This is a genomic window from Thalassospira lucentensis, from assembly GCF_011806425.1.
Lineage (GTDB): Bacteria > Pseudomonadota > Alphaproteobacteria > Rhodospirillales > Thalassospiraceae > Thalassospira > Thalassospira lucentensis_B.
Window position 1 is genome coordinate 231514 of sequence record NZ_JAATOV010000002.1, and the last position, 18899, is coordinate 250412.

At 55.5% G+C, this 18899-nt stretch carries 15 protein-coding genes; 11 read left to right on the plus strand and 4 right to left on the minus strand.

Features of this window, described 5'->3' with window-relative positions; all coding sequences use genetic code 11:
• The first annotated feature begins 40 nt into the window (after positions 1 to 40).
• The 8 genes from HCZ99_RS06675 (at position 41) to HCZ99_RS06710 (ending at position 8075) form a co-directional block, all read left to right on the plus strand.
• Positions 41 to 1168: a glycosyltransferase family 4 protein gene (locus HCZ99_RS06675; protein ID WP_167446179.1), complete on the plus strand. Its 1128-nt coding sequence runs from the start codon at positions 41 to 43 to the stop codon at positions 1166 to 1168.
• On the plus strand, positions 1165 to 2400 hold the full coding sequence (locus HCZ99_RS06680; RefSeq protein WP_254869499.1) for a glycosyltransferase family 4 protein: 1236 nt from the start codon (positions 1165 to 1167) through the stop codon (positions 2398 to 2400). The genes HCZ99_RS06675 and HCZ99_RS06680 overlap by 4 nt, the downstream gene beginning before the upstream one ends.
• Positions 2372 to 3553 carry a hypothetical protein gene (locus HCZ99_RS06685; protein ID WP_167446180.1) on the plus strand — a complete coding sequence of 394 codons (1182 nt, stop codon included), beginning with the start codon at positions 2372 to 2374 and terminating at the stop codon, positions 3551 to 3553. Before HCZ99_RS06680 ends, HCZ99_RS06685 begins: the two co-directional genes overlap by 29 nt.
• Positions 3550 to 4308 carry a hypothetical protein gene (locus tag HCZ99_RS06690; protein ID WP_167446181.1) on the plus strand — a complete coding sequence of 253 codons (759 nt, stop codon included), beginning with the start codon at positions 3550 to 3552 and terminating at the stop codon, positions 4306 to 4308. Before HCZ99_RS06685 ends, HCZ99_RS06690 begins: the two co-directional genes overlap by 4 nt.
• Positions 4293 to 5819, plus strand: coding sequence for a hypothetical protein (locus HCZ99_RS06695; protein WP_167446182.1), 1527 nt, complete (start codon positions 4293 to 4295; stop codon positions 5817 to 5819). The genes HCZ99_RS06690 and HCZ99_RS06695 overlap by 16 nt, the downstream gene beginning before the upstream one ends.
• Entirely contained in the window at positions 5816 to 6490 is a 675-nt protein-coding gene (locus HCZ99_RS06700) for a glycosyltransferase (protein ID WP_167446183.1), read from the plus strand. The genes HCZ99_RS06695 and HCZ99_RS06700 overlap by 4 nt, the downstream gene beginning before the upstream one ends.
• Before the next feature lie 115 nt (positions 6491 to 6605).
• Entirely contained in the window at positions 6606 to 7679 is a 1074-nt protein-coding gene (locus HCZ99_RS06705) for a glycosyltransferase family 4 protein (protein ID WP_167446184.1), read from the plus strand.
• 6 nt (positions 7680 to 7685) lie between these two features.
• On the plus strand, positions 7686 to 8075 hold the full coding sequence (locus tag HCZ99_RS06710; protein WP_167446185.1) for an MmcQ/YjbR family DNA-binding protein: 390 nt from the start codon (positions 7686 to 7688) through the stop codon (positions 8073 to 8075).
• Between the two features lie 23 nt (positions 8076 to 8098).
• On the opposite strand, the gene HCZ99_RS06715 is transcribed toward HCZ99_RS06710, so the two are convergent.
• Positions 8099 to 9388, minus strand: a complete 1290-nt coding sequence (locus tag HCZ99_RS06715; protein WP_167446186.1) for a nucleotide sugar dehydrogenase — start codon at positions 9386 to 9388, stop codon at positions 8099 to 8101.
• A gap of 142 nt (positions 9389 to 9530) precedes the next feature.
• Between HCZ99_RS06715 and HCZ99_RS06720 the strand changes: the two genes are divergently transcribed.
• Positions 9531 to 10472, plus strand: a complete 942-nt coding sequence (locus HCZ99_RS06720) for a substrate-binding periplasmic protein (RefSeq protein WP_167446187.1) — start codon at positions 9531 to 9533, stop codon at positions 10470 to 10472.
• 64 nt (positions 10473 to 10536) lie between these two features.
• Here HCZ99_RS06720 and HCZ99_RS06725 read toward each other — a convergent pair whose 3' ends face one another.
• Complete coding sequence (locus HCZ99_RS06725) at positions 10537 to 13539, minus strand: leucine--tRNA ligase (protein ID WP_167446188.1); 3003 nt, start codon at positions 13537 to 13539, stop codon at positions 10537 to 10539.
• A 550-nt stretch (positions 13540 to 14089) separates the two neighbouring features.
• On the opposite strand from HCZ99_RS06725, the gene HCZ99_RS06730 reads away from it, so the two are divergent.
• A complete protein-coding gene (locus tag HCZ99_RS06730) occupies positions 14090 to 14788 on the plus strand; it encodes a DUF5610 domain-containing protein (protein ID WP_167446189.1) in 699 nt (232 codons plus the stop codon).
• 256 nt (positions 14789 to 15044) lie between these two features.
• On the opposite strand, the gene HCZ99_RS06735 is transcribed toward HCZ99_RS06730, so the two are convergent.
• Complete coding sequence (locus HCZ99_RS06735; protein WP_167446190.1) at positions 15045 to 16457, minus strand: hypothetical protein; 1413 nt, start codon at positions 16455 to 16457, stop codon at positions 15045 to 15047.
• Positions 16458 to 16662: 205 nt separating this feature from the next.
• Here HCZ99_RS06735 and HCZ99_RS06740 point away from each other — a divergent pair, with 205 nt between their 5' ends.
• Positions 16663 to 17544: a class I SAM-dependent methyltransferase gene (locus tag HCZ99_RS06740; RefSeq protein ID WP_167446191.1), complete on the plus strand. Its 882-nt coding sequence runs from the start codon at positions 16663 to 16665 to the stop codon at positions 17542 to 17544.
• 181 nt (positions 17545 to 17725) lie between these two features.
• Here the strand turns inward: HCZ99_RS06740 and HCZ99_RS06745 are convergent, their stop codons facing one another.
• Positions 17726 to 18799 carry a 2,3-butanediol dehydrogenase gene (locus HCZ99_RS06745; RefSeq protein WP_167446192.1) on the minus strand — a complete coding sequence of 358 codons (1074 nt, stop codon included), beginning with the start codon at positions 18797 to 18799 and terminating at the stop codon, positions 17726 to 17728.
• Positions 18800 to 18899 lie beyond the last annotated feature (100 nt).

Below are 18899 nucleotides of genomic sequence, written 5' to 3' on the forward strand. Positions count from 1 at the left end.
GTTTTATCAGCAACATCGGCATCTGGGGGTGATCGGTTCCGTGAAGATTGCACTTCTGACCAACCTTGTTGCTCCCTATCGCCGGGCGGCGTTTAACGCGCTGGCGGCACGTGCAAAATCGGTTGCGGGATCATGCCATGTCATCTGCACCGATCCCAACGAAACCCAACACATCTGGCCGACAAAACCCGTACAATTTCATTGCCATCCTTTGCCTGGCATTCGCGTCCCGCTTGGCGAAAACCGCCGGCTCTCTTTTAACTTTGGCCTCACCCGCACTCTGTTGCGCATCACGCCAAATGTGCTGATTTTATCGGGCTTTGGCCCCACCATGTGGCGCGCGCAAAACTGGGCCAAACAGCACTACATACCAACCGTTCTGTATTTTGACGGCTGGCATGGCTCCGACAGTGCCTATGACAACATAGCACGGCGGTTCGTACGCCGAGCCATGATCAAACAGGCCGACGGATTTATCGCGGCCGGCACACGCGGCAAACAGTGGTTTGAGGCATTTGGAGTTCCCGCCAACCACATCACAATCGCGCCGATTCCAACATCTTTCACCCCGCCCAATACCGACCTCCCCGACTTTGACCAACGCCGCTTTGCCCAACGTCCATACGACCTTTTATGGTGTGGGCGCACCACCACGCCAAAGGGGTTTGAAACCTTCCTGCACACTGCCCGGATGCTTAAATCCCAAGGCGCTCTTCGCAAGGTCGGCATTGTTGGCGCGCTTGAACCCTCAACGGTCGCGCAACAGGTCGCAGCCTTGGGGCTTTCTGATATCACCGATATCCATCCACTGTTGCCGCCCGACCAGTTGCCGGAATTCCTGACACGGGCAAAACTCTGCCTGTTTCCCAGCCATAATGACGCCTACGGCGTTGCGGTGATTGATGCGATTGCCTGCGGTGCGATTGTTCTTGCCAGCACCGAAGTCGGATGCGCGGTTGATGTCATGGCACCAGCCGAAATCCACAGCCCCGATGCGCCTGCCGACTGGGCAACCGCCTGCCAAAAGCTGTTAAATGATCCAGACAATTGGAACCAGATACGCCGCGCGCAATCGGCCAAGATCACCGATAACACCGCCGCCCATCATGCCGCCGCGATTTGGCAGGCCGCCGATATGGCCCGGCATCGGATTGGCAACGCCGCATGAGCCAAACCATGCAAAAGGCGCTTAAGACAAATCCAATTTCCCAAACCCCGGACATCTGGATGATCGGAAGGATCGATCAATTTGCCGTCCTTGCGAGCCATCTGGCCCAAAACAACCGACTGGCCCGCTGGGATAGCTTTTGGCGTCATGATGGCACGGGTCTGATCTGCCCACCGGCGCGGAAAGTCGCTCCTGAACTTGCCACCATTCCCGGGCGTCATCTGCTGCCCGATATGCTGGGCAAGGCAGCCCGCAACCTGCATCTTCCCGCCCATACCCTTTATTCCGACATCCCCTTATCACTGCTTGCTGCGTCGCATTTGCCATCGGCGCGCATTTTACATGGGCAGGGAAATTACAGCCTGCCCGCCATGCGCCGCGCAAAGAAACACGGCATGATCACGATTTCTGATGTGACCGGGCAACTGGCCCCGATCCGCCATGACCAACTTGCCACCACCTATCAGGCACATGGCCGCACCTACCGCGAAATTTCAAATTTCCTTGCCCGCCGCCGCATTGCCGAGGCGCATTTTGCCGATGCCGTTTTTGCCCCGTCCGACACCGTGATTGACGGGCTTTTAAAATGCGGCATCGCATCCAACAAAATATTCCATATCCCGTTTATCGCGCCTCAGTGTCAGACATTGCTGCAATCCCCCCGCCCCAAACGCACCGATACCGACATCCGCTTGCTTTATGTCGGCAATATCTCCATCGCCAAGGGCATCCCGGCCTTGCTCGATGCATGGCGGTCCTTGCATGCCAGCTTTCAAAGCGATGATAAGGGCCAGAAAATCAGCCTAACCCTCATCGGTCGTGCGCAACCATGCGCCAAGGGCATAGTTCAAAACCTGCCCGCTGGCTGTCGCTGGCTTGGTCCTTTACCCCAATCAGAAGTCGCCAAACATCTGCTCGGCGCGGACATCTTTGCCTTCCCCAGCCTGTCCGAAGGCAGCAGTTTGGCAACGATGGAGGCCATGGCGGCTGGCTGTGCCGTCATCACAACCCATGACGCCGGAAGCCCGGTTATTGATCATACCAGCGGCCTGATCATTGAACCCCGTGATCCCGTGGCGCTCATTACCGCTGTCACCACCCTGATCAACAATCCCACCCTGCGCCAAACCATCGCCGATGCCGCGCGAAAGCAGATCAAAAACGCCCTTATGCCCGGCTATGGCAACCGGGTGGAACTTGCCTATGAACAACTGCTGTCGCGCCATGGATAGGATCACGCAAAGCCTGTACCCCGTTTGGCTGATCGCCGCCAATTTGACCGCCCGATTGGGCGGCATGATGATCCTTCTGATCCTTGGTCACGGCTTTGCCGCTGATCAGCTTGGCAGCTATTTCAATATGCTCGCCATCATTGGCCTTGGCGTAACCTGCGCCCAGGCGGGCACAGGACCGCTTTTAATTCGATTACAACAGGCGCAAAAACATCATTGGGCATTGGCCTTTGTTGGCTTGCGCGTACTGATTGCGCTGACGGCAGTCTTGTGGATTACCTTCAAAACGAATGGTGACATCGCACCTCTTGGCCAATATTGGCCGCTGTTACTCATACCCATCACCGCCGCCCTGTCACCAGATTGGGTGATCTCCGCGCGGACTGAATTTTCACGGTTCAGCGTGATTGCACTGGTCGCGCAAACCAGCGGGATCATCATCGCAACAAGTGCTGCGCTATTTGGCGATCCGCATCTGTTGTTCGCGGTTGCGCCGACCATCTCCATCGCAAGCTTTGTGGCATCCATTGTTTTTGCCTTCCTCCCAACACAGGCCGCAACACCCCAACAAACCAAACGACCATCGCCTGCGCCTACACCATCGTGGCAAGCGTGCTTTGGTCTGATCGGCTTTACCTTATTTGCCGGACTTTTGCCCAATCTGGATTTTGTGCTGTTGGCATCTGACAGCACCCTATTCCTCGCTCAGCGGGTTTTCCTGATCTGCGCAGCCTTTTTAGCAGCCATTTCAAGTGCGCTTTTCGCCAAACAGCAGTCCGACCATTTGCGCGATATTTGGCTTTTGGGCCCGATGGCTGGCGCAAGTTTGCTGCTGTGGGTCTGGCCCGGTTTGGTTGCGGGTGTGATCTATACCGACCCAAGCGATGAGCTGATCAGCCTTCTTCAAACCGGCGCGCTATGGCCGGTCCTTTTGGCCTTGCTCAGCCGACATATCTTGATCTTGCAAGAAAACCCCGCTGCCATGTGGGTTGGCTGGCTTTGCCTGTGCGGGTTACTCGTCAGTGCCGCCTTTTTAACAAGCCCCACCGACGCGAAGGAAGTCCTTGTCTTTATGCAGCTTCGTTTGGGCGTCGTATTGGGCCTGCTTTATCTCTGCAACCGGCAACATGTGCGACGGGTGGCAACATCATGACGGCACCCCAGCTTCACACAGACATTCGAAATCATCGCCTGATCTCGGGGAAATTTGGCGACATGACATTTGGCATGTGGGGCATTGAGTTTTCAGATCGTCATTCCTTCGCAACCCTGACCGACACCCCGCGCAAAGCGCATGTCACCAACAACATCTGGCAACTTGAACAAGGGCGCTGGCACAGCTCGTTGCGTACCGCGCAAACTGCACCCACCACCATTTCGGCCAGTGCGCAATTCACCGCCCTTGACCATGCCCCGCTGCAAGACGCCGTGTTGCGCATGGTGTTTGATAAACATGCGATTTCCCATGGCAAAATCGCCGGAAAAACCTATCGCCACCGTGATCGCGACATATACCGGCTTCACCCCATTGATCGGGCACGCGATGTCCGCCTGATTGGCACTGATGGCTGCGAAATCATCATCACGTTGGATACCTATGACGGGGCCGGGCGCTTTGCCCCCTATCTTTATTTGCGTGATCGCGGTGATCACTGGATTGTTCATGCACGGTTGTTGCCGACAACCCCCGTTGATCATGTCTGGCTGCGGTGGGCCAATCGGTTCTTTACCCTGACAGCGCCGGATCGCCTATCACGTGCTCTATGGGATATGCCCGGTGGCCAAAAAATGCTCTGGCGGTTGCGCGAACGCATGGGGCGACACTGCCCGGAAATTCAGGCCGTGCCGCTTAATCGGCTATCGCCCGGCGATACATTGTGGTTGGGGGTGACATGCCGCTTCCGCTAACAAACAATGCTGCAAATAACATTGAAAGGACCGGCATTCAGGAGCGCAGCCTGCGCTTGGCCCGTCTGATTGCCGATCAGTTGGCCGACCGCCAACAGCCCAACGGCGCGTTCCCCCAACACAGCTTCTACGCCCCGGCCTTTGCCGCCGCCCTTTGGGCACAGTTGGATCCAAGCCACTACGCCGCCAAAATCGAAACCGCCCTGACCGCCCTTGAAACCGAACACCAAGACCGACGTTACCACCGTGAATTTATCGAATATGCCCTGTGGCAAATACCGGGCCTTTACCGCGCACGCCGGACCGCCATCTTGCGCGACGCGCCCACCCAATCGCCCGATGTTGCCAATTGGCAAATGCTTGGCCTGATCAACGGCCAACTTTCGCAAAAACACGGCGCCGGCAAATCGCGCCGTTTCATGAATTGGCTGCGCTGGACGTTTATCCGACAGCACTATTGGCTCGCCCCCCTTTTCTGGGATCGGCCGTCCTGTTTTTCCGGGCAATATCACGCATTTTGCGCCGCCCTTTTGACCGACAGCCCTAAAACCGCCCATCAAAAAATTGCCGCCCAGGCGACCGCGCTGATTGCTGACCTCTGCGATGACCATGGTTACCCCAACCTTTTGGGCCGTGGGGCGGGGCAAAGCTTTGGCGCGGTATGTGCGTTATACGCGCTGGCCCAGCATGGCTTTCACCATGCGGCGGATGCGATCCTGTTTCGGCTTGAAACAGCAATGCTGACCACCGGAACCTTGCCACTTAATCTGTTTGCGCAAAACCCGCTGCCCGATGATCTAGGCCCCGCCAATCCGGCAACACCGGGCTGGTACGGCTATAACCGCCATGATGATTATCTCGCCTTTGCCGGCTATTGGCTTTTAAAGGTCGCAACCAGCACAACCGAACCCAAACCGCAACCATCCTTGCCCAATCTCATCACATCCCCGATCAGCATCTTTTCCGGCCCTGCCTATCAGGCGCAAATGTGTCCACTCGGCAAACACAGTTTTGATATCACTCCCTGTCCCGTTGTGCTTTCGGGCACCGGCACCAACGCCACGCTTCTCTTTGCTCCCACCGGCGGCGAGGAAGACGCCAACAGCCTATATGGCCCATCATCCGTCCCCCTTCCCGCCAGCATCGATGGCACGCAGTTTGCCCACATCCGCAGGACCTTCAAGCTCTTTGACACGGTCGAAATTACCTTCAAACTGGCGCGCGTTTCGGGAACACGCACCATCACGTTTAATGATCACGAAATCACAATCACAGACGAAATCGCAACCAAATGCGATCTGCTGCGCCTCTTGGTGCATCACCACGTACCCCTGATCCAAGCCACGCCAAATCAGCTGAACGCGCCAGAACTGGGCATCACTTTCCGGGCCGATCATGACCTTATCTTAAGCGACCCCACCCACTTCACCGCTGCCGGTCCGGCGCGCATGATCACCGCCCCCAACGCCAATCACGTCGCGTTGCGCATTTGCTGGGGGAATTGTCCATGACGGATGGCATGACCGATGACATCACGGATGCGATGACGATCATCACCACCATCCGCGATGGCGATGGTTTCCGGGATCGGTTCTTTGCCAACCTCACGGCAAACTTACGCGCTCAGGACTTTGCCGTGATCGTCGATGATGGCTCCCAACACCCCGTTTACCTACCCCAAAACCTTGCAAACGACCCCCGCATCCATCTCCTCACGCCCGGCAAAATAGGGCGCGGTGCGGCCCTCAACATCGCGATCAAAGCCGCCCCAACCAAACTCATCGCCATCCAGGACGTCGATGACCTTTCCCTGCCCGGTCGACTGGCGGCGCAAACTGCATTCCTGCTCAAGCAACCCAACTGCCTGCTCTTTGGCCGGGCCACCTCTGATCGTCCTTGGTTATGGCCGATGAACCGTCGGCATCTTTCCGCCAAGCGCCTCTATCGCAGCAACCCGCTGCATCATTCCACGCTGGCTTTTGACAAATCTGTTTGGGAACGTACCGGGGGATATGACCCTGATCTTGCGTGCTGCATTGATCTTGATTTTTATCTGCGCACGGTGACACAGGCTGGGGCCACACTTATCCAACAGCGAACCGTTTTGATTGATCGCAACCTTGATCCCAAAACCCGTTTCTTTTGTCAGATTCCCCCCAAAGCTTTACCACCAAACCCGTGATCAGGTATTGGCACGCCATCGCGATCAGATCCATTCGCCGGTTTCACAATCACCCCGCCAACCCAAATGCATCGCCATGGTCCAACTCCCCCCACCCATACATGGGGCGGCGGCAATGAACCAGCATGCGGTGGATGCCCTTACGCGCTGCACGGACTTAACCGTACTTGAAATGCGCTTTGGCAAAGACCTCGGCAACATTGCAAAATTCTCGCTGCGCAAAGTCGCCATCGCCATGTGGCTTTGGGTCAAACTGGCCCGCCACCTGCCGCGTGCCAACGTGCTTTACATTTGCTTTGCGCCCAGCGGCGCCGCATTTTACCGCGATTGTCTGTACGTGCTCACAGCAAAGCTGTTTGGCGTCCCGGCAATCTTGCATCTGCATGGGCGTGGCTTGGCAAAGCTGCGTCAAAACCGTCTTATTGCAAGCCTGCAACGTTTGGTTTTTGCCGGTCAAACCGCGATTGTACTGGGCGCGCGGTTGCTGCCCGAACTCGAAGGTCTCTCGTGTAACAAGCTCATTATCCCGAATGCGCTGCCCACCACCGCCTTTGCCGCGCAAACGATGGCAAAACGCCCCCTGCATCATCCCGTTCGGCTTCTTTATCTCTCCAACCTGTTTCGCGCCAAGGGCATCGAAACCCTGATCAAAGCAACCGCCGCCGTGATCAAGAATGGCATCGCTGTCACCCTCGACATTGCCGGGGCACCGGGCGACATAAGTGCACAAGAACTGCACTCCATGCTGAACGACCATGGCATTGCCGACATCGCGGCCTATCACGGCCCGGTCAATGCCGATCAGCGCATGGCCCTGTTTAACGCGGTCGATTTGTTTGTCTTTCCCAGCAATTACCCCAACGAAGCCCAGCCGCTTGTGGTGTTAGAAGCCATGGCCGCAGGCGTGCCAGTGATCGCCAGCAATATCGCCACCCTGCCAGAATTCGTCCGGGCTGGCGAAACCGGGTGGCTCTGCGAACCTAATGATCCAAATAGCTTGGCAAAGACGATCACCCAGGCGATCAACACTCCCGATCAAACAGACGCGATGGCCAAGGCCGCGCGCCAGATGTGCGAAACCGATTTCACCTTGGATCGTTTTACCCGCGACATTTACGACGTAATTGATAAAATCTGTAAAGACCAACCCGCGCCTGCCCATGCCCAGCAACAAGAACAAGACGGATAACTTCCGATGACCCGCGATGAGTTCAATGCGTTTTGCAAATCCCTGCCCCACACCAGCCATGTGGTGCAGTGGGGGGGTGCGGATGTGTGGAAGGTTGGCGGCACGGTGGATGGTAAAACCGTCACCAAGGTGTTTGCCATTGCCGGCTGGACCAAGACCGATACGCTTGGCATCACCTTTAAAACATCAGAAATCGGTTACGAGGTCTTAAAAGATCAACCCGGCCTGCGCCCCGCACCCTATCTGGCATCGCGGGGGATGAAATGGATTCAGCATTTTGACGAGCCGGGGCTTGATGATGATGACCTTAAAAGTCACATCGAAAGTTCGCACCGCATTGTTTCCAAAGGGCTAAGCAAGAAAATGCAGCGCGAACTTAATCTTCACCAAAAATGAATAATCAGGCCGATTATATCGGTTTACAGACGCCAAAGGTCGATATCGGCCGGCACCGCATCACGCGGCAAAACCGCACGCACATCCGCAACAAAACCCTTGCCATCTTTTAGCAAGCTTTGCACCAGCGGCCAGCCCTTGGTGACGTATTCCTTGTGCGATACTGCCAGCACCAGCGCATCGGCTGGTTTCAGGTCATCGTCACCATGAAGTTTAAGACCGTCAAACTCATGCGCGACTTCGTCTGTATCCGCATGCAGGTCATGCACCTGAACCGTGATCCCGGCTTCTTCAAGCGAACGGATGATATCAATCACACGCGTATTGCGGATATCAGGCACGTCTTCCTTAAAGGTCAGGCCAAGAACCGTCACGGTCGGGTTTTTGGTGGCCCCTTCGCGCAGCAAAGCACGGATGACTTTATTGGCGACAACTTCGCCCATGCCATCATTCACCCGACGCCCGGCCAAAACCACCTGCGGGTAATAGCCAAGTTCTTCTGATTTGTGGGTCAGGTAATAGGGATCAACCCCAATGCAATGCCCGCCAACAAGACCCGGCGTGAATTTCAGGAAGTTCCATTTCGTCCCCGCCGCTTCAAGCACATCGCGGGTATCAATGCCGGCCCGGTCAAAGATCAGCGACAATTCATTCATCAGCGCAATGTTCAAATCACGCTGGGTATTTTCAATCACCTTGGCGGCCTCGGCGGCCTTAATGGTTGGCGCCTTGTGAATGCCGGCTGTGACAACGCTGCCATAAACATCGGCCACGATATCAAGGGTCGCCTTATCCTGGCCCGACACCACCTTGGTGATGGTAGTGAAACGGTGTTCGCGGTCGCCCGGATTAATGCGTTCGGGCGAATAACCAACCGTAAAATCAGTCCCGGCTTTCAAGCCAGAAAGTTCTTCAAGGATCGGTACGCATTCTTCTTCGGTGGCACCGGGATAGACCGTGCTTTCATAAACAACGATGTCGCCCTTTTTCAAAATGGCGCCAACGGTTTTCGATGCCGAGCGAAGTGGGGAAAGATCCGGACGGTTGGAACTGTCAATCGGGGTTGGAACGGTGACGATATGGAAATCGGCCTTGGCCAAATCCTTGGGATCGTCACTGAGCAAGAGGTCAGCCGCCGCCAGTTCATGATCATCAACTTCGCCGGTTGCATCATGACCGGCTTTAAGCTGCGCAATGCGCGCGGTATTAATGTCAAAGGCAACGGTCCGCCCAATCGAGGTTCCAAAAGCCACCGCGACCGGCAACCCAACATACCCCAAACCAATAACAGAAATCTTGCGTCCGTGGCTCATTGCTCAACCCTTGAAATAAAGTTCATGCCAGACTTCTAGCCAGACCACCGGTAATCGTCAATAAAAGAGGATTACGCAACGGCGTCGGACAAACAAAAAATATGTGCTAGGTTAAACGCCGTTTAGAATCAGCCGGTTATTCATGCTTTCATTTCTGCCCCGTTTTCATCATCTGATTTTCTTGGCTGTTTTGGCCTTGGGCACAGCCCTGATCGCCGCGACCAGCACCAATCAAGCCCGCGCGGATCAGGCGTCGGACCGCTCTGAGCTATCAAAGGCATCAGAGGCGCTTGATACATCAGAGGCACCGGTTACATCAGGGACAACCACCCCATCCAAACCCACCATCAAAATCGTGCTGCCCTATATCCCGCTGATGGCCGAAAGCCCCGATCGCGGCATTTTCATCGACTTGTATCAGGAACTCGCCACGCGCATTGACCGGGACATTGTGATTGATGTCGTCCCGCCGCGCCGTGCTGCGCAGGCCTTTGCCGATGGGGACTATGACGCGTTTGGCACTTTCCCGTCGCTCAGCGCGCTTCCGGTTTCCATCACATCCGCACCGTTTTACGTGCGGGAAAACCTGATTTTCTATAATCGCGACCAGTTTGAAGGCCGTATCATTCAAGGCCTAAGTGATCTGGCCGGGCATCAAGTTGGTCTTTCGCCCTATCCCTATCCGCCTGCGATCACCCAAATGAAGGGTGTCCATTTTGAACGTGTGCCAAGCGATCAGTCGCTGTTAAATATGCTGGGCACCAAACGGCTTGATGCCGCGATTATTGAGCGTTTTTCGGGCTTTTATTTGCGCGATCAACTGGGCCTTACCGACGCGATTGATGTCGCCGAGGATGCGGCCACCACCGAAAATATATTCGCCCTGTTTCAGGCGGACCGCGCCGGGATTGAAAACCAAAAGGTCTTTAATCTCGCGATCTATGACATGCTGTGCGACGGCACATTGGCCGATATTTTTGGCCGGCGTGATGTGTTGCCCGATACCGACCTTGTCGAACGCGATATCCCGGCGGAAAACCTGCGCAAAGGTTGCGTCCCAGAAGGCAGCAGCAAAACCCGATAAAACAAAAAAACAGGGCGCGTCATGATAACGCGCCCTGCCTGATTGTGTCCGTGGGATAAAGGGCTTAGCCCTTCACCACGATATTAAGCAATTTCGGGGTCGGCTTGGCGATGTAAATCACCTTGACGATTTCCTTGCCCTCAAGATGGCGGGCAATGTTTTCATCCGATTTTGCCAGCGCCTCAACCGTTGCCTGATCCGCGCCAGCGGCGACCATCACCGATGCACGCTTTTTGCCATTGATCTGAACCGGCACTTCGAATTCATCATCCTTGGCTTTTTCGGCATCAAATTCCGGCCAATCGAACTTAATCACCGATTTCTTGGCCCCGAATTCATCCGCAGCCATGCGGCTCATGAGCTCTTCACCCAGATGCGGTGCAAACGGTGCAACCATCAAAGCCAACGCCTTGGCATGATCGTCATGCACGGCGTTTTGTTTGGTCAGGGCATTGGTCAGTTCGATCAAGGCGGCAATCGCGGTGTTATGGCGAAGCTCGGCCACGTCCTTGGTCACCTTGGCGATGGTTTTATGCAAAAGCGTTTCGATTTTGCCATCCACCGCATCGGTGCGTTCCATCTGGGTGGTTACTTTCCAGACGTTGGACAGGAACCGCATCATGCCGATAATCGCATCGGACTGCCACGGTTTGGAGCTATCAAGCGGCCCCATATACATTTCATAGGTCCGGAAGGTATCGATCGTGTATTGATCGCAGATTTCTTCGGGCGGAATGCCGTTTTTATAGCGCTTGCCCATCTTGCCCGGAACGGTAATCAGGGCTTCGTTGGTTTTGGCGTTAAACGGCTGCTTTTTGCCATCGACATCGCGCATTTCAACGTCGTGAATATCAACGTAAACACCACGCGTATCGGTATAGGCATCGGCGGTAATCATGCCCTGATTAAACAGCTTCTGGAACGGTTCAGGCGTTCCCACATGGCCAAGGTCAAACAGGACCTTATGCCAGAAACGCGAATAAAGCAGGTGAAGCACTGCGTGTTCCGCACCGCCAACATAAAGATCAACCGCACCCGGTTTCGGATTGCCCTGATCATCGGTGGTATTCGCCCAATAAGCAGCGGCTTCATCAGATGCAAAGGCCTGATCGTTATTGGCATCGAAATACCGCAGGTAATACCAGCACGACCCGGCCCAGTTTGGCATCGAGTTGGCGTCGCGTTTAAACGCGCGCACTTCATAATCCTTGCCATCATGGGCATAGGTGGTGCCCACGGCTGCATCAACCGGCAGAACCGATCCATCGGAAAGCACAATCCCGGTGACTTCCATCCATTCCTTGGCCCGGGCAAGGGGCGGTTCTGGTTCGGAATTCGGGTCTTCGTTTGATTGCGGTTTGAAATCGGTCATTTCCGGCAAGACAACCGGCAAGGCGGCCTCGGCCACGCCGTGCACCTGACCGGTTTCCTGATCGAACAGAACCGGGAACGGTTCGCCCCAGTAACGCTGACGCGAGAACAGCCAATCGCGCAATTTATACTGCACACGGCCCCGGCCAATGTTTTTGGCTTCCATCCATTCAATGATAGCGGCCTTGGCATCGGCGGTCGAAAGACCGTTCAAAGATACCTCGTCATTGGCGGAATTCATTGTATCGCCGGTATCGGTCTGGGCGACCTTAAAGCTGCCCGGTGTCGTTTCATAAAGCGACAACAACGCCGCATCTTCAAGATCATCCGATCCCGCCGGGGCATTGGCGCGCAACCACGCATCGGTTGGGCAGGTGGTTGCCTTGATTGGCAGATCAAATTTCTGGGCAAATTCAAAGTCGCGCTGATCGCCAGCCGGAACCGCCATGATCGCGCCGGTGCCATAGCCCATCAAAACGTAATCGGCAATCCAGACCGGAACGTCTTCGCCGGTTACCGGATTGGTGGCATAGGCACCGGTAAACACACCGGTTTTTTCGCGGTTGGCTTCGTCCTTGGAGGATACCGGACCGGCCAGTTTGACTTGTTCACGGTATGCAGCGACCGCATCGGCGGCGTCCGCCGTTGTCAAATGATCCACCAGCGGATGTTCCGGGGCCAAGACCATATAGGTCGCGCCAAAAATGGTATCCGGGCGAGTGGTATAGACCGCGATTTTGTCTTCGATGCCATCGGTGCGGGTGACCGGGAAGTTAACGCGTGCGCCAACCGAACGGCCAATCCAGCCCTTTTGCATTTCAACAACGCCGTTGGGCCAATCAAGTCCTTCAAGGTCGGCAACCAGACGGTCGGCATAATCGGTAATGCGCAACATCCACTGTTTGAGCGGGCGTTTATAAACCGGGTAATCACCGCGTTCGGATTTGCCTTCGTTGGTGACTTCTTCGTTCGACAAAACCGTGCCCAGCATCGGGCACCAGTTGACCGGCACTTCATCGACATAGGCCAAACGCCCACGATCAATCGCGCGATCAATTTCCTTGCCTTGGGCTTTGGTTCCTTCGCCAATCACGGATTTTGACTGCGGCACACCATCTTCATCAAGCAACCATTCACCACTTTCCAAAAGCGGGCGCAGCTCGGCAATTGGGCGGGCACGGCCGACAATGGTCTGGCCTTGCGGGCCTTTCCATTCCATCGCCGGGTCATAGAAGCTGTTAAACAGCTGCAGGAAGATCCACTGCGTCCATTTGTAATAATCAACATCGGTCGAGGCAAAACGACGGTGCGGATCATGGCCAAGGCCGATCACCTGCAACTGGCGCAGCATGTTTTCGATGTTGGCTTCGGTGGTGATGCGTGGGTGCTGACCGGTTTGAATGGCGAACTGTTCGGCGGGCAGACCAAAGGCATCAAAGCCCATGGAATGGAGCACATTATAGCCGCGCATGCGCTCGAACCGTGCTTTCACGTCGGTCGCGATATAGCCCAGCGGATGGCCGATATGCAGGCCCACCCCGCTTGGATACGGGAACATATCAAGGATGACGCTTTTCTTTTTGGACGCGTCAAAATCGGCATCGCCGGGATTTGGCGTGCGATAGGTATCGTTTTCACGCCAATATTGCTGCCAACGCTTTTCGAATTCCCGCGCACTTTCCTGATAGTTCGCCACGCTCAATCAACTCCTGCCTATCGGGGCCCGTTTGTTGGCCTGGGGCGCGAACATCAAAGCGCGCCTGCCATGCCAAATTGGGTTACATATAATACTGAACCTGTGTTCATAAGCGGGCTTTGGCCGCTGTGCAACATCAGATCACATGAAACAGGCGCAAATACGCACGTTTTTCCGACCCGACCCCATACAATATCGCCCAGCCCACGCAGGCGGGCATCTTTGGTTGGGAAACATGCCGCGTTAAGTTTCCCGCCTGCGTAGGAAGGGCGATTTTTAACGCATCTTTGGTCGCCACTCCATCCCGATACACATGCCAACCTCTACCGCAAACGCAGGGCGGCTTTGCGTGGTGAACACCGGTAAATTTGGTGCCAGCACTGGATTTTTACGCCCATCCATGCCATATTAGAGGTTGTTATTTGCCAACCAGTTGATTGCGCACATGTTTGTGGCGCGCGATTGGGTGGATGGCGCTTAACACCGCACGAATACCGCACGTGCCATGTACAGGCACAGATTTTAAAGTTTCCGTCCAGGGAGGACGACTATGGATATTACCATTGGTGGCCTGACGTCCCAGCAACCCGGCCAACAACTTGGTCAACAGTCCGGCATCGGGTCAAGCACGGCCCTTCGTTCGGCTGCAAGCTATTTGCCGAGCCAAAATGGCACGGATGCCAACAGCGCATCGGCCTTTGCGGCGGCGACGTCCATTTCCCTGTCTTCCCAATCGACCAACATGTTGTCGGCCGATAAAATCGTCTCGGCGATTAACGAAAGCCTGTCTTCGACCGGCATTTCCATTCAGGGCGTTGATCCAAGCGATTACACCCCCGAAGCCGTGGCCGATCGTATTCTGGCCCGTGTTGGCGATTTGATTGCATCCAATGCAAGTTCAGAAGCCGAAGCACGCGACATTTTCGACAAAGCCAGCGAAGGCATTCAGCGCGGTCTTGATGATGCGCGCGAATTCCTCGAAGGGCTCGGTGCGCTGAACGAGGAAATCAACGGCAACATTTCCGAGACGGAAAACCGCCTGAATGAAGGCCTGCAAAGCATGGAGCAGCGCCTGACCGAGCTGTTTAACAGCAGCGCGTCAGAAGAAGCTGCCGAGGCGGCAACGCCGGAACGTGATGAGCAGGTTCTCCAGTCGCAGGTCACCCAGACCGCACAGGCCAGCCAAGCCTATGCCGAGTCCGGCACCAGTGCCCAGCGCAATGCGCCACGGTACGGGACGAACGGGTAGTACTCACGCTCAGAGCACATATCCTTCCTTTGTTTTTGAAAGAAGTCCGGTGGAAAAATCCACCGGGCTTTTTTTCTGCTCAATAAAATTCAAATCGCGAGATGAATTTGTAAATCCAACTTATTCTGCTGCGTTTTGAGCATCGCCTTCTTCATCGTTCCGCTGCGATGAAAAAAGCGGATCGGTTGGCGGGGGCAGCTTGTGAAAACGCAAATATCGCAATCTTTGTGCTGATGACTGCCGTGTCAAAGCCTACTTAAAGCCCCATCCCCGATACATCATCTTTATCCCGGATTTTGAAAATCTTTTGCCCGGCATCCTGAATCCGGTTAAAGGCGTCTTCGGCCATAAAGCCCGACACGAAGGCCATGAAGGTCACAAGATACGGGCTAATATCGACTTGACCGCTGCTATTGGGACCGCCTTGGTACAGCATCAGCATACCGGCTTCTGCGAACAGGAAGATCGCAATTGCGGCCGCGACACCTTCACCTGTCATCATCAGCAACCGGGCCGAGGCCATGAGGCCTTTTCGAGGCTTGTAAGGTGCGTTGGGTCGTGCTTTGGCGGGATCGGGGGCGACGTCCTGCTGTGCGGGTGTTGCCTGATCTGCGGTGTGTATGGGCTCCGTGGTCTCGGCCGGATCGGGGATTGGAGCTTTGCGCTTTGACGCATCGCCAAAATTGCGGCGGGTGAACGCGACCACAGCCCCCAGCCCTCCGGCGGCAACCGTGACCAGAAGCGTCAGCATGATGGTGGGCAATTGCACCAGATGGGCCCAAAACGCGCCAATCGGGTTTTGAAACAGGGCGACAAGGGCGGAAAGATCGATCTTCTTTTGGGCCTCCCCACGCGCCAGTTCATCGGCAATATCGTCGAGGCGGGCCTGCATATTGGCCAAAATCTTGTCGACCTGTGCTTGCTCCGCCCGGATGTTGGTCCATTCGATCCGGGCGCGGATGTTTTTATCGTCAAAGGACAGAAGCATTTGGCCAAGCGTGTCGGCCCTGTTGTGTACCTGTTGTTCAAAATCGGTCACAACCGTTGTGCCGATATCGTCATCCGCCCCGGTAAAGGCGAGATTTATTAACGCCCCGCGAAGGGCCGCCACACTGCGCGCACCATCCTCGGCAAGCAACCCATAGGCCGCATCAGGATCATCGCGCTGTTTATCGCCAGTTGCCTGAAAGGTCGATATGTCCTGTTGAGGCTGAAACTGCGCGATAAAATCATCTGCCGCCGTCATGCCGTGCTGATAGGCGGTGACAAAATCGGGCGCAAACAGGGATTGGTTTTGGGTGATGGTTGTGCGCAATTTTGACGCGGCATCATAGGCCTGCAACCAGGCCAGCATCACCTCGTTGCGAAGGGTTAATACATCGCGGAATTTCTCCAGCGCGTCCATATTGGTTTTGCGGATACCGGCCCGCAATTGCGTGACTTCGTCGCGAAGCTCCGCCTCATGGAAGCTTTGATGAATGGTCCGTTCTAGCTCGCCTGGCGAAGATGCGCCAATTACGCGGCTGAGCATGTCGCGCTGAATGTCGGCGGTAAATCCGGCAAACAAAGTGGCAACGAACCCGACATAGAGCACGCAGGCACACGCCATCAGAACCCCGGCACTGGCAAGGCGTGCGATTGCGGTTTTGACTTCTTTTTGAATGGGCATGGCGCCTTTCACCTCGCAAAGGATGCGGTTATTGACGCCCGACAACAGCGCGTGTGAGCAACGCATTTGCGCAACTTACGCTAGCACCGCATAAAAGCATCCCATGCGCGCAACACATTGACCTAAATCGGCCTTTCATTCGCCATATCTTTCCCCCTATTGTCAGAGAAAGATTTTTTCACACGACATTTCGGGTGACGTTCGGATGAACCAGATCAATCAAGACCAGACGACATGGCACAACCTTTCCGCCGACTGGATTAATTGGGCGGATCGGCTGGCCCCGGCGGCCGAGAAAATCAATCGTCATATGATTAAGGCCGCCGACCTTCAGGCGCTGGCATCTGCGCGCGGGGATGCGCCGATTGCGGTTCTTGATCTGGCATCTGGGGTGGGTGAGCCGGCCTTTTCGTTTGCCCGGGCATTGTCGGGGGAGCGCGATGTTAGCGCTAACACCCCCGGAATTGCAGGCCATGTGACCGCGTCCGACATTGTGCCCGACATGTGTGCAGGCTTGGCCGCGCGGGCCGAGGAAGAAGGTATTAGCAACCTTTCGGTGATCCCGGCGGATATGCAGGACCTGCCGTTTTCCGATGGGTCCTTTGATGCGGTATCGTGCCGGTTTGGGGTGATGTTTTGTCATGATCCGGATTTGGCATTGCGCGAAAGTCACCGGGTGCTGCGCGGGGACGGCCGGGCAGTATTTATGGTCTGGGCGCCGTTGATTGATAATCCGGTGTTTGCCGCCATGGATGCGGTTTTGGGCAATATCCTGGGTATCGGGTTTGAAAAGGCCGGGCTTGATCCGTTTTCCTTTGGCGATATTGAAAAGGCACGCCAGCGCATGAGTGCGGCTGGATTTAAAGACGTTTGGGCAAAAACCCACAGTCCGGCGGGGCGCATTCCGGCCAATGCGGCATTCTGGAAGCCGCAAATGGATATGCTGTTTGGCAATATCTTGCGCGAAGCATCCGATATGGAAATGGGCGCGATCAATGCCGCGATGTTTGAGGTCCTGACCCCCTATATCGAGGATGATTATTTTCAGGTGCCGATTTGCTTCCATGTGCTCAGCGGCACGCGGTAGGTATCGCTTAAGGCTTAAAGGCCAAAGCCCTGAGCCTAGAACGCAAAGACCAGAACGCAAAACGCCCCCACCGATTGGCAGGGGCGTTTTTTGGTGTCTGACGTGAACCGGGTCAACCCGCGGAAGCCGACCCGGACCCTTTTCACCTCAGACCAAGGAAGGTTGGTCTGATCGGGTCACATCAGGTGACGTCGATCAGGATTTTCAGGTGTGCGCCCGCCGGATCACACAGCGCGTCGAAGCCCTCGGTCACCGCATCATCAAGTTTGATGTTTTTGGTCACGACCTTTTTGGCCGGGATGGCGCCGGTTGCGATCAGATCCATGACACGCGGCCACAGATAGGTCGGATAGCACCACGATCCGCGAATATCGATATTCTTGAACGTGACATCAAACCAGTTGACCTTACCCTCGCCCGGATGGACGCCAACCTGCACGACAACGCCGTCTTTGCGGACCGCATCGACACAGGATTGCAGGGCTTTTTCATTGCCGACACATTCCATGGCAACATCACAGCCGACATTGCCGAGCGTTTTGCTGCGGATCACATCGCCAACATTATCGCGCGACGGGTTAAGCGTAATGACCTCTGGCAGGATTTCCTTGGCCAGTTCAAGACGGGTGTCATTAAGATCAGACACAAACAGCTGCGTCGCGCCAAAGGCCTTGGCCGACAGCAAGGTCAAAATCCCGATCGGACCCGCGCCCGAGACAAACACCGACTGCCCACCGGTCACGCCACCGCGATCACAGGCATAGACACAGACAGCCGTTGGTTCGACCAAGGCGGCTTCTTGATCGGTCAGGGCTTCTGGGACCTTGAACACGTTATAGTCATTGACCACAGCCGCCTCGGACATGCCGCCCGACATCCAGCTGAGCCCGACCAAGGCCAGTTCGGTATTAAGGTGGAAAAGCCCCCGGTCCGAGAAATATTCCCCTTCGCGCGCCATCACCAGCGGCTGTACCGAGACACGGTCGCCGACTTTGACATTTGTGACCCCCTCGCCGACTTCTTCGATCACGCCACCAAATTCATGGCCAAGAACCTGTGGGATTTTGGCACCGGAATAGACGTGGCTTTCGCCCTCGGCGGGGATGAAAATCGGCCCATGCAGATATTCATGCAGGTCGGTGCCGCAAATCCCGACATAGCGGTTGCGAATCTTGACCTGTCCACGGCCCGGTTTTGGCTCATCGATCGTATCAATGCGCAGATCTTTTGCGGCGTGGAAACGAAGTGCTTTCATAAGGACCTCCTTGGGACTTCTAAATGATTTCATCATGTTAAAACCATTTTGACGGTCGCGCGCTGATTCACATCAACAAAATGACCGAAGTTCATTTTTA

Excerpts from the sequence above, each read along its gene's own strand:
- HCZ99_RS06680 (WP_254869499.1), top strand. The coding sequence starts at position 1,165 with ATGAGCCAAACCATGCAAAAGGCGCTTAAGACAAATCCAATTTCCCAA.
- HCZ99_RS06695 (WP_167446182.1), top strand. The coding sequence starts at position 4,293 with ATGCCGCTTCCGCTAACAAACAATGCTGCAAATAACATTGAAAGGACC.
- HCZ99_RS06740 (WP_167446191.1), top strand. The coding sequence starts at position 16,663 with ATGAACCAGATCAATCAAGACCAGACGACATGGCACAACCTTTCCGCC.
- HCZ99_RS06690 (WP_167446181.1), top strand. The coding sequence starts at position 3,550 with ATGACGGCACCCCAGCTTCACACAGACATTCGAAATCATCGCCTGATC.
- HCZ99_RS06685 (WP_167446180.1), top strand. The coding sequence starts at position 2,372 with ATGAACAACTGCTGTCGCGCCATGGATAGGATCACGCAAAGCCTGTAC.
- HCZ99_RS06710 (WP_167446185.1), top strand. The coding sequence starts at position 7,686 with ATGACCCGCGATGAGTTCAATGCGTTTTGCAAATCCCTGCCCCACACC.
- HCZ99_RS06700 (WP_167446183.1), top strand. The coding sequence starts at position 5,816 with ATGACGGATGGCATGACCGATGACATCACGGATGCGATGACGATCATC.
- HCZ99_RS06735 (WP_167446190.1), bottom strand. The coding sequence starts at position 16,457 with ATGCCCATTCAAAAAGAAGTCAAAACCGCAATCGCACGCCTTGCCAGT.
- HCZ99_RS06715 (WP_167446186.1), bottom strand. The coding sequence starts at position 9,388 with ATGAGCCACGGACGCAAGATTTCTGTTATTGGTTTGGGGTATGTTGGG.
- HCZ99_RS06745 (WP_167446192.1), bottom strand. The coding sequence starts at position 18,799 with ATGAAAGCACTTCGTTTCCACGCCGCAAAAGATCTGCGCATTGATACG.
- HCZ99_RS06705 (WP_167446184.1), top strand. The coding sequence starts at position 6,606 with ATGAACCAGCATGCGGTGGATGCCCTTACGCGCTGCACGGACTTAACC.
- HCZ99_RS06730 (WP_167446189.1), top strand. The coding sequence starts at position 14,090 with ATGGATATTACCATTGGTGGCCTGACGTCCCAGCAACCCGGCCAACAA.
- HCZ99_RS06720 (WP_167446187.1), top strand. The coding sequence starts at position 9,531 with ATGCTTTCATTTCTGCCCCGTTTTCATCATCTGATTTTCTTGGCTGTT.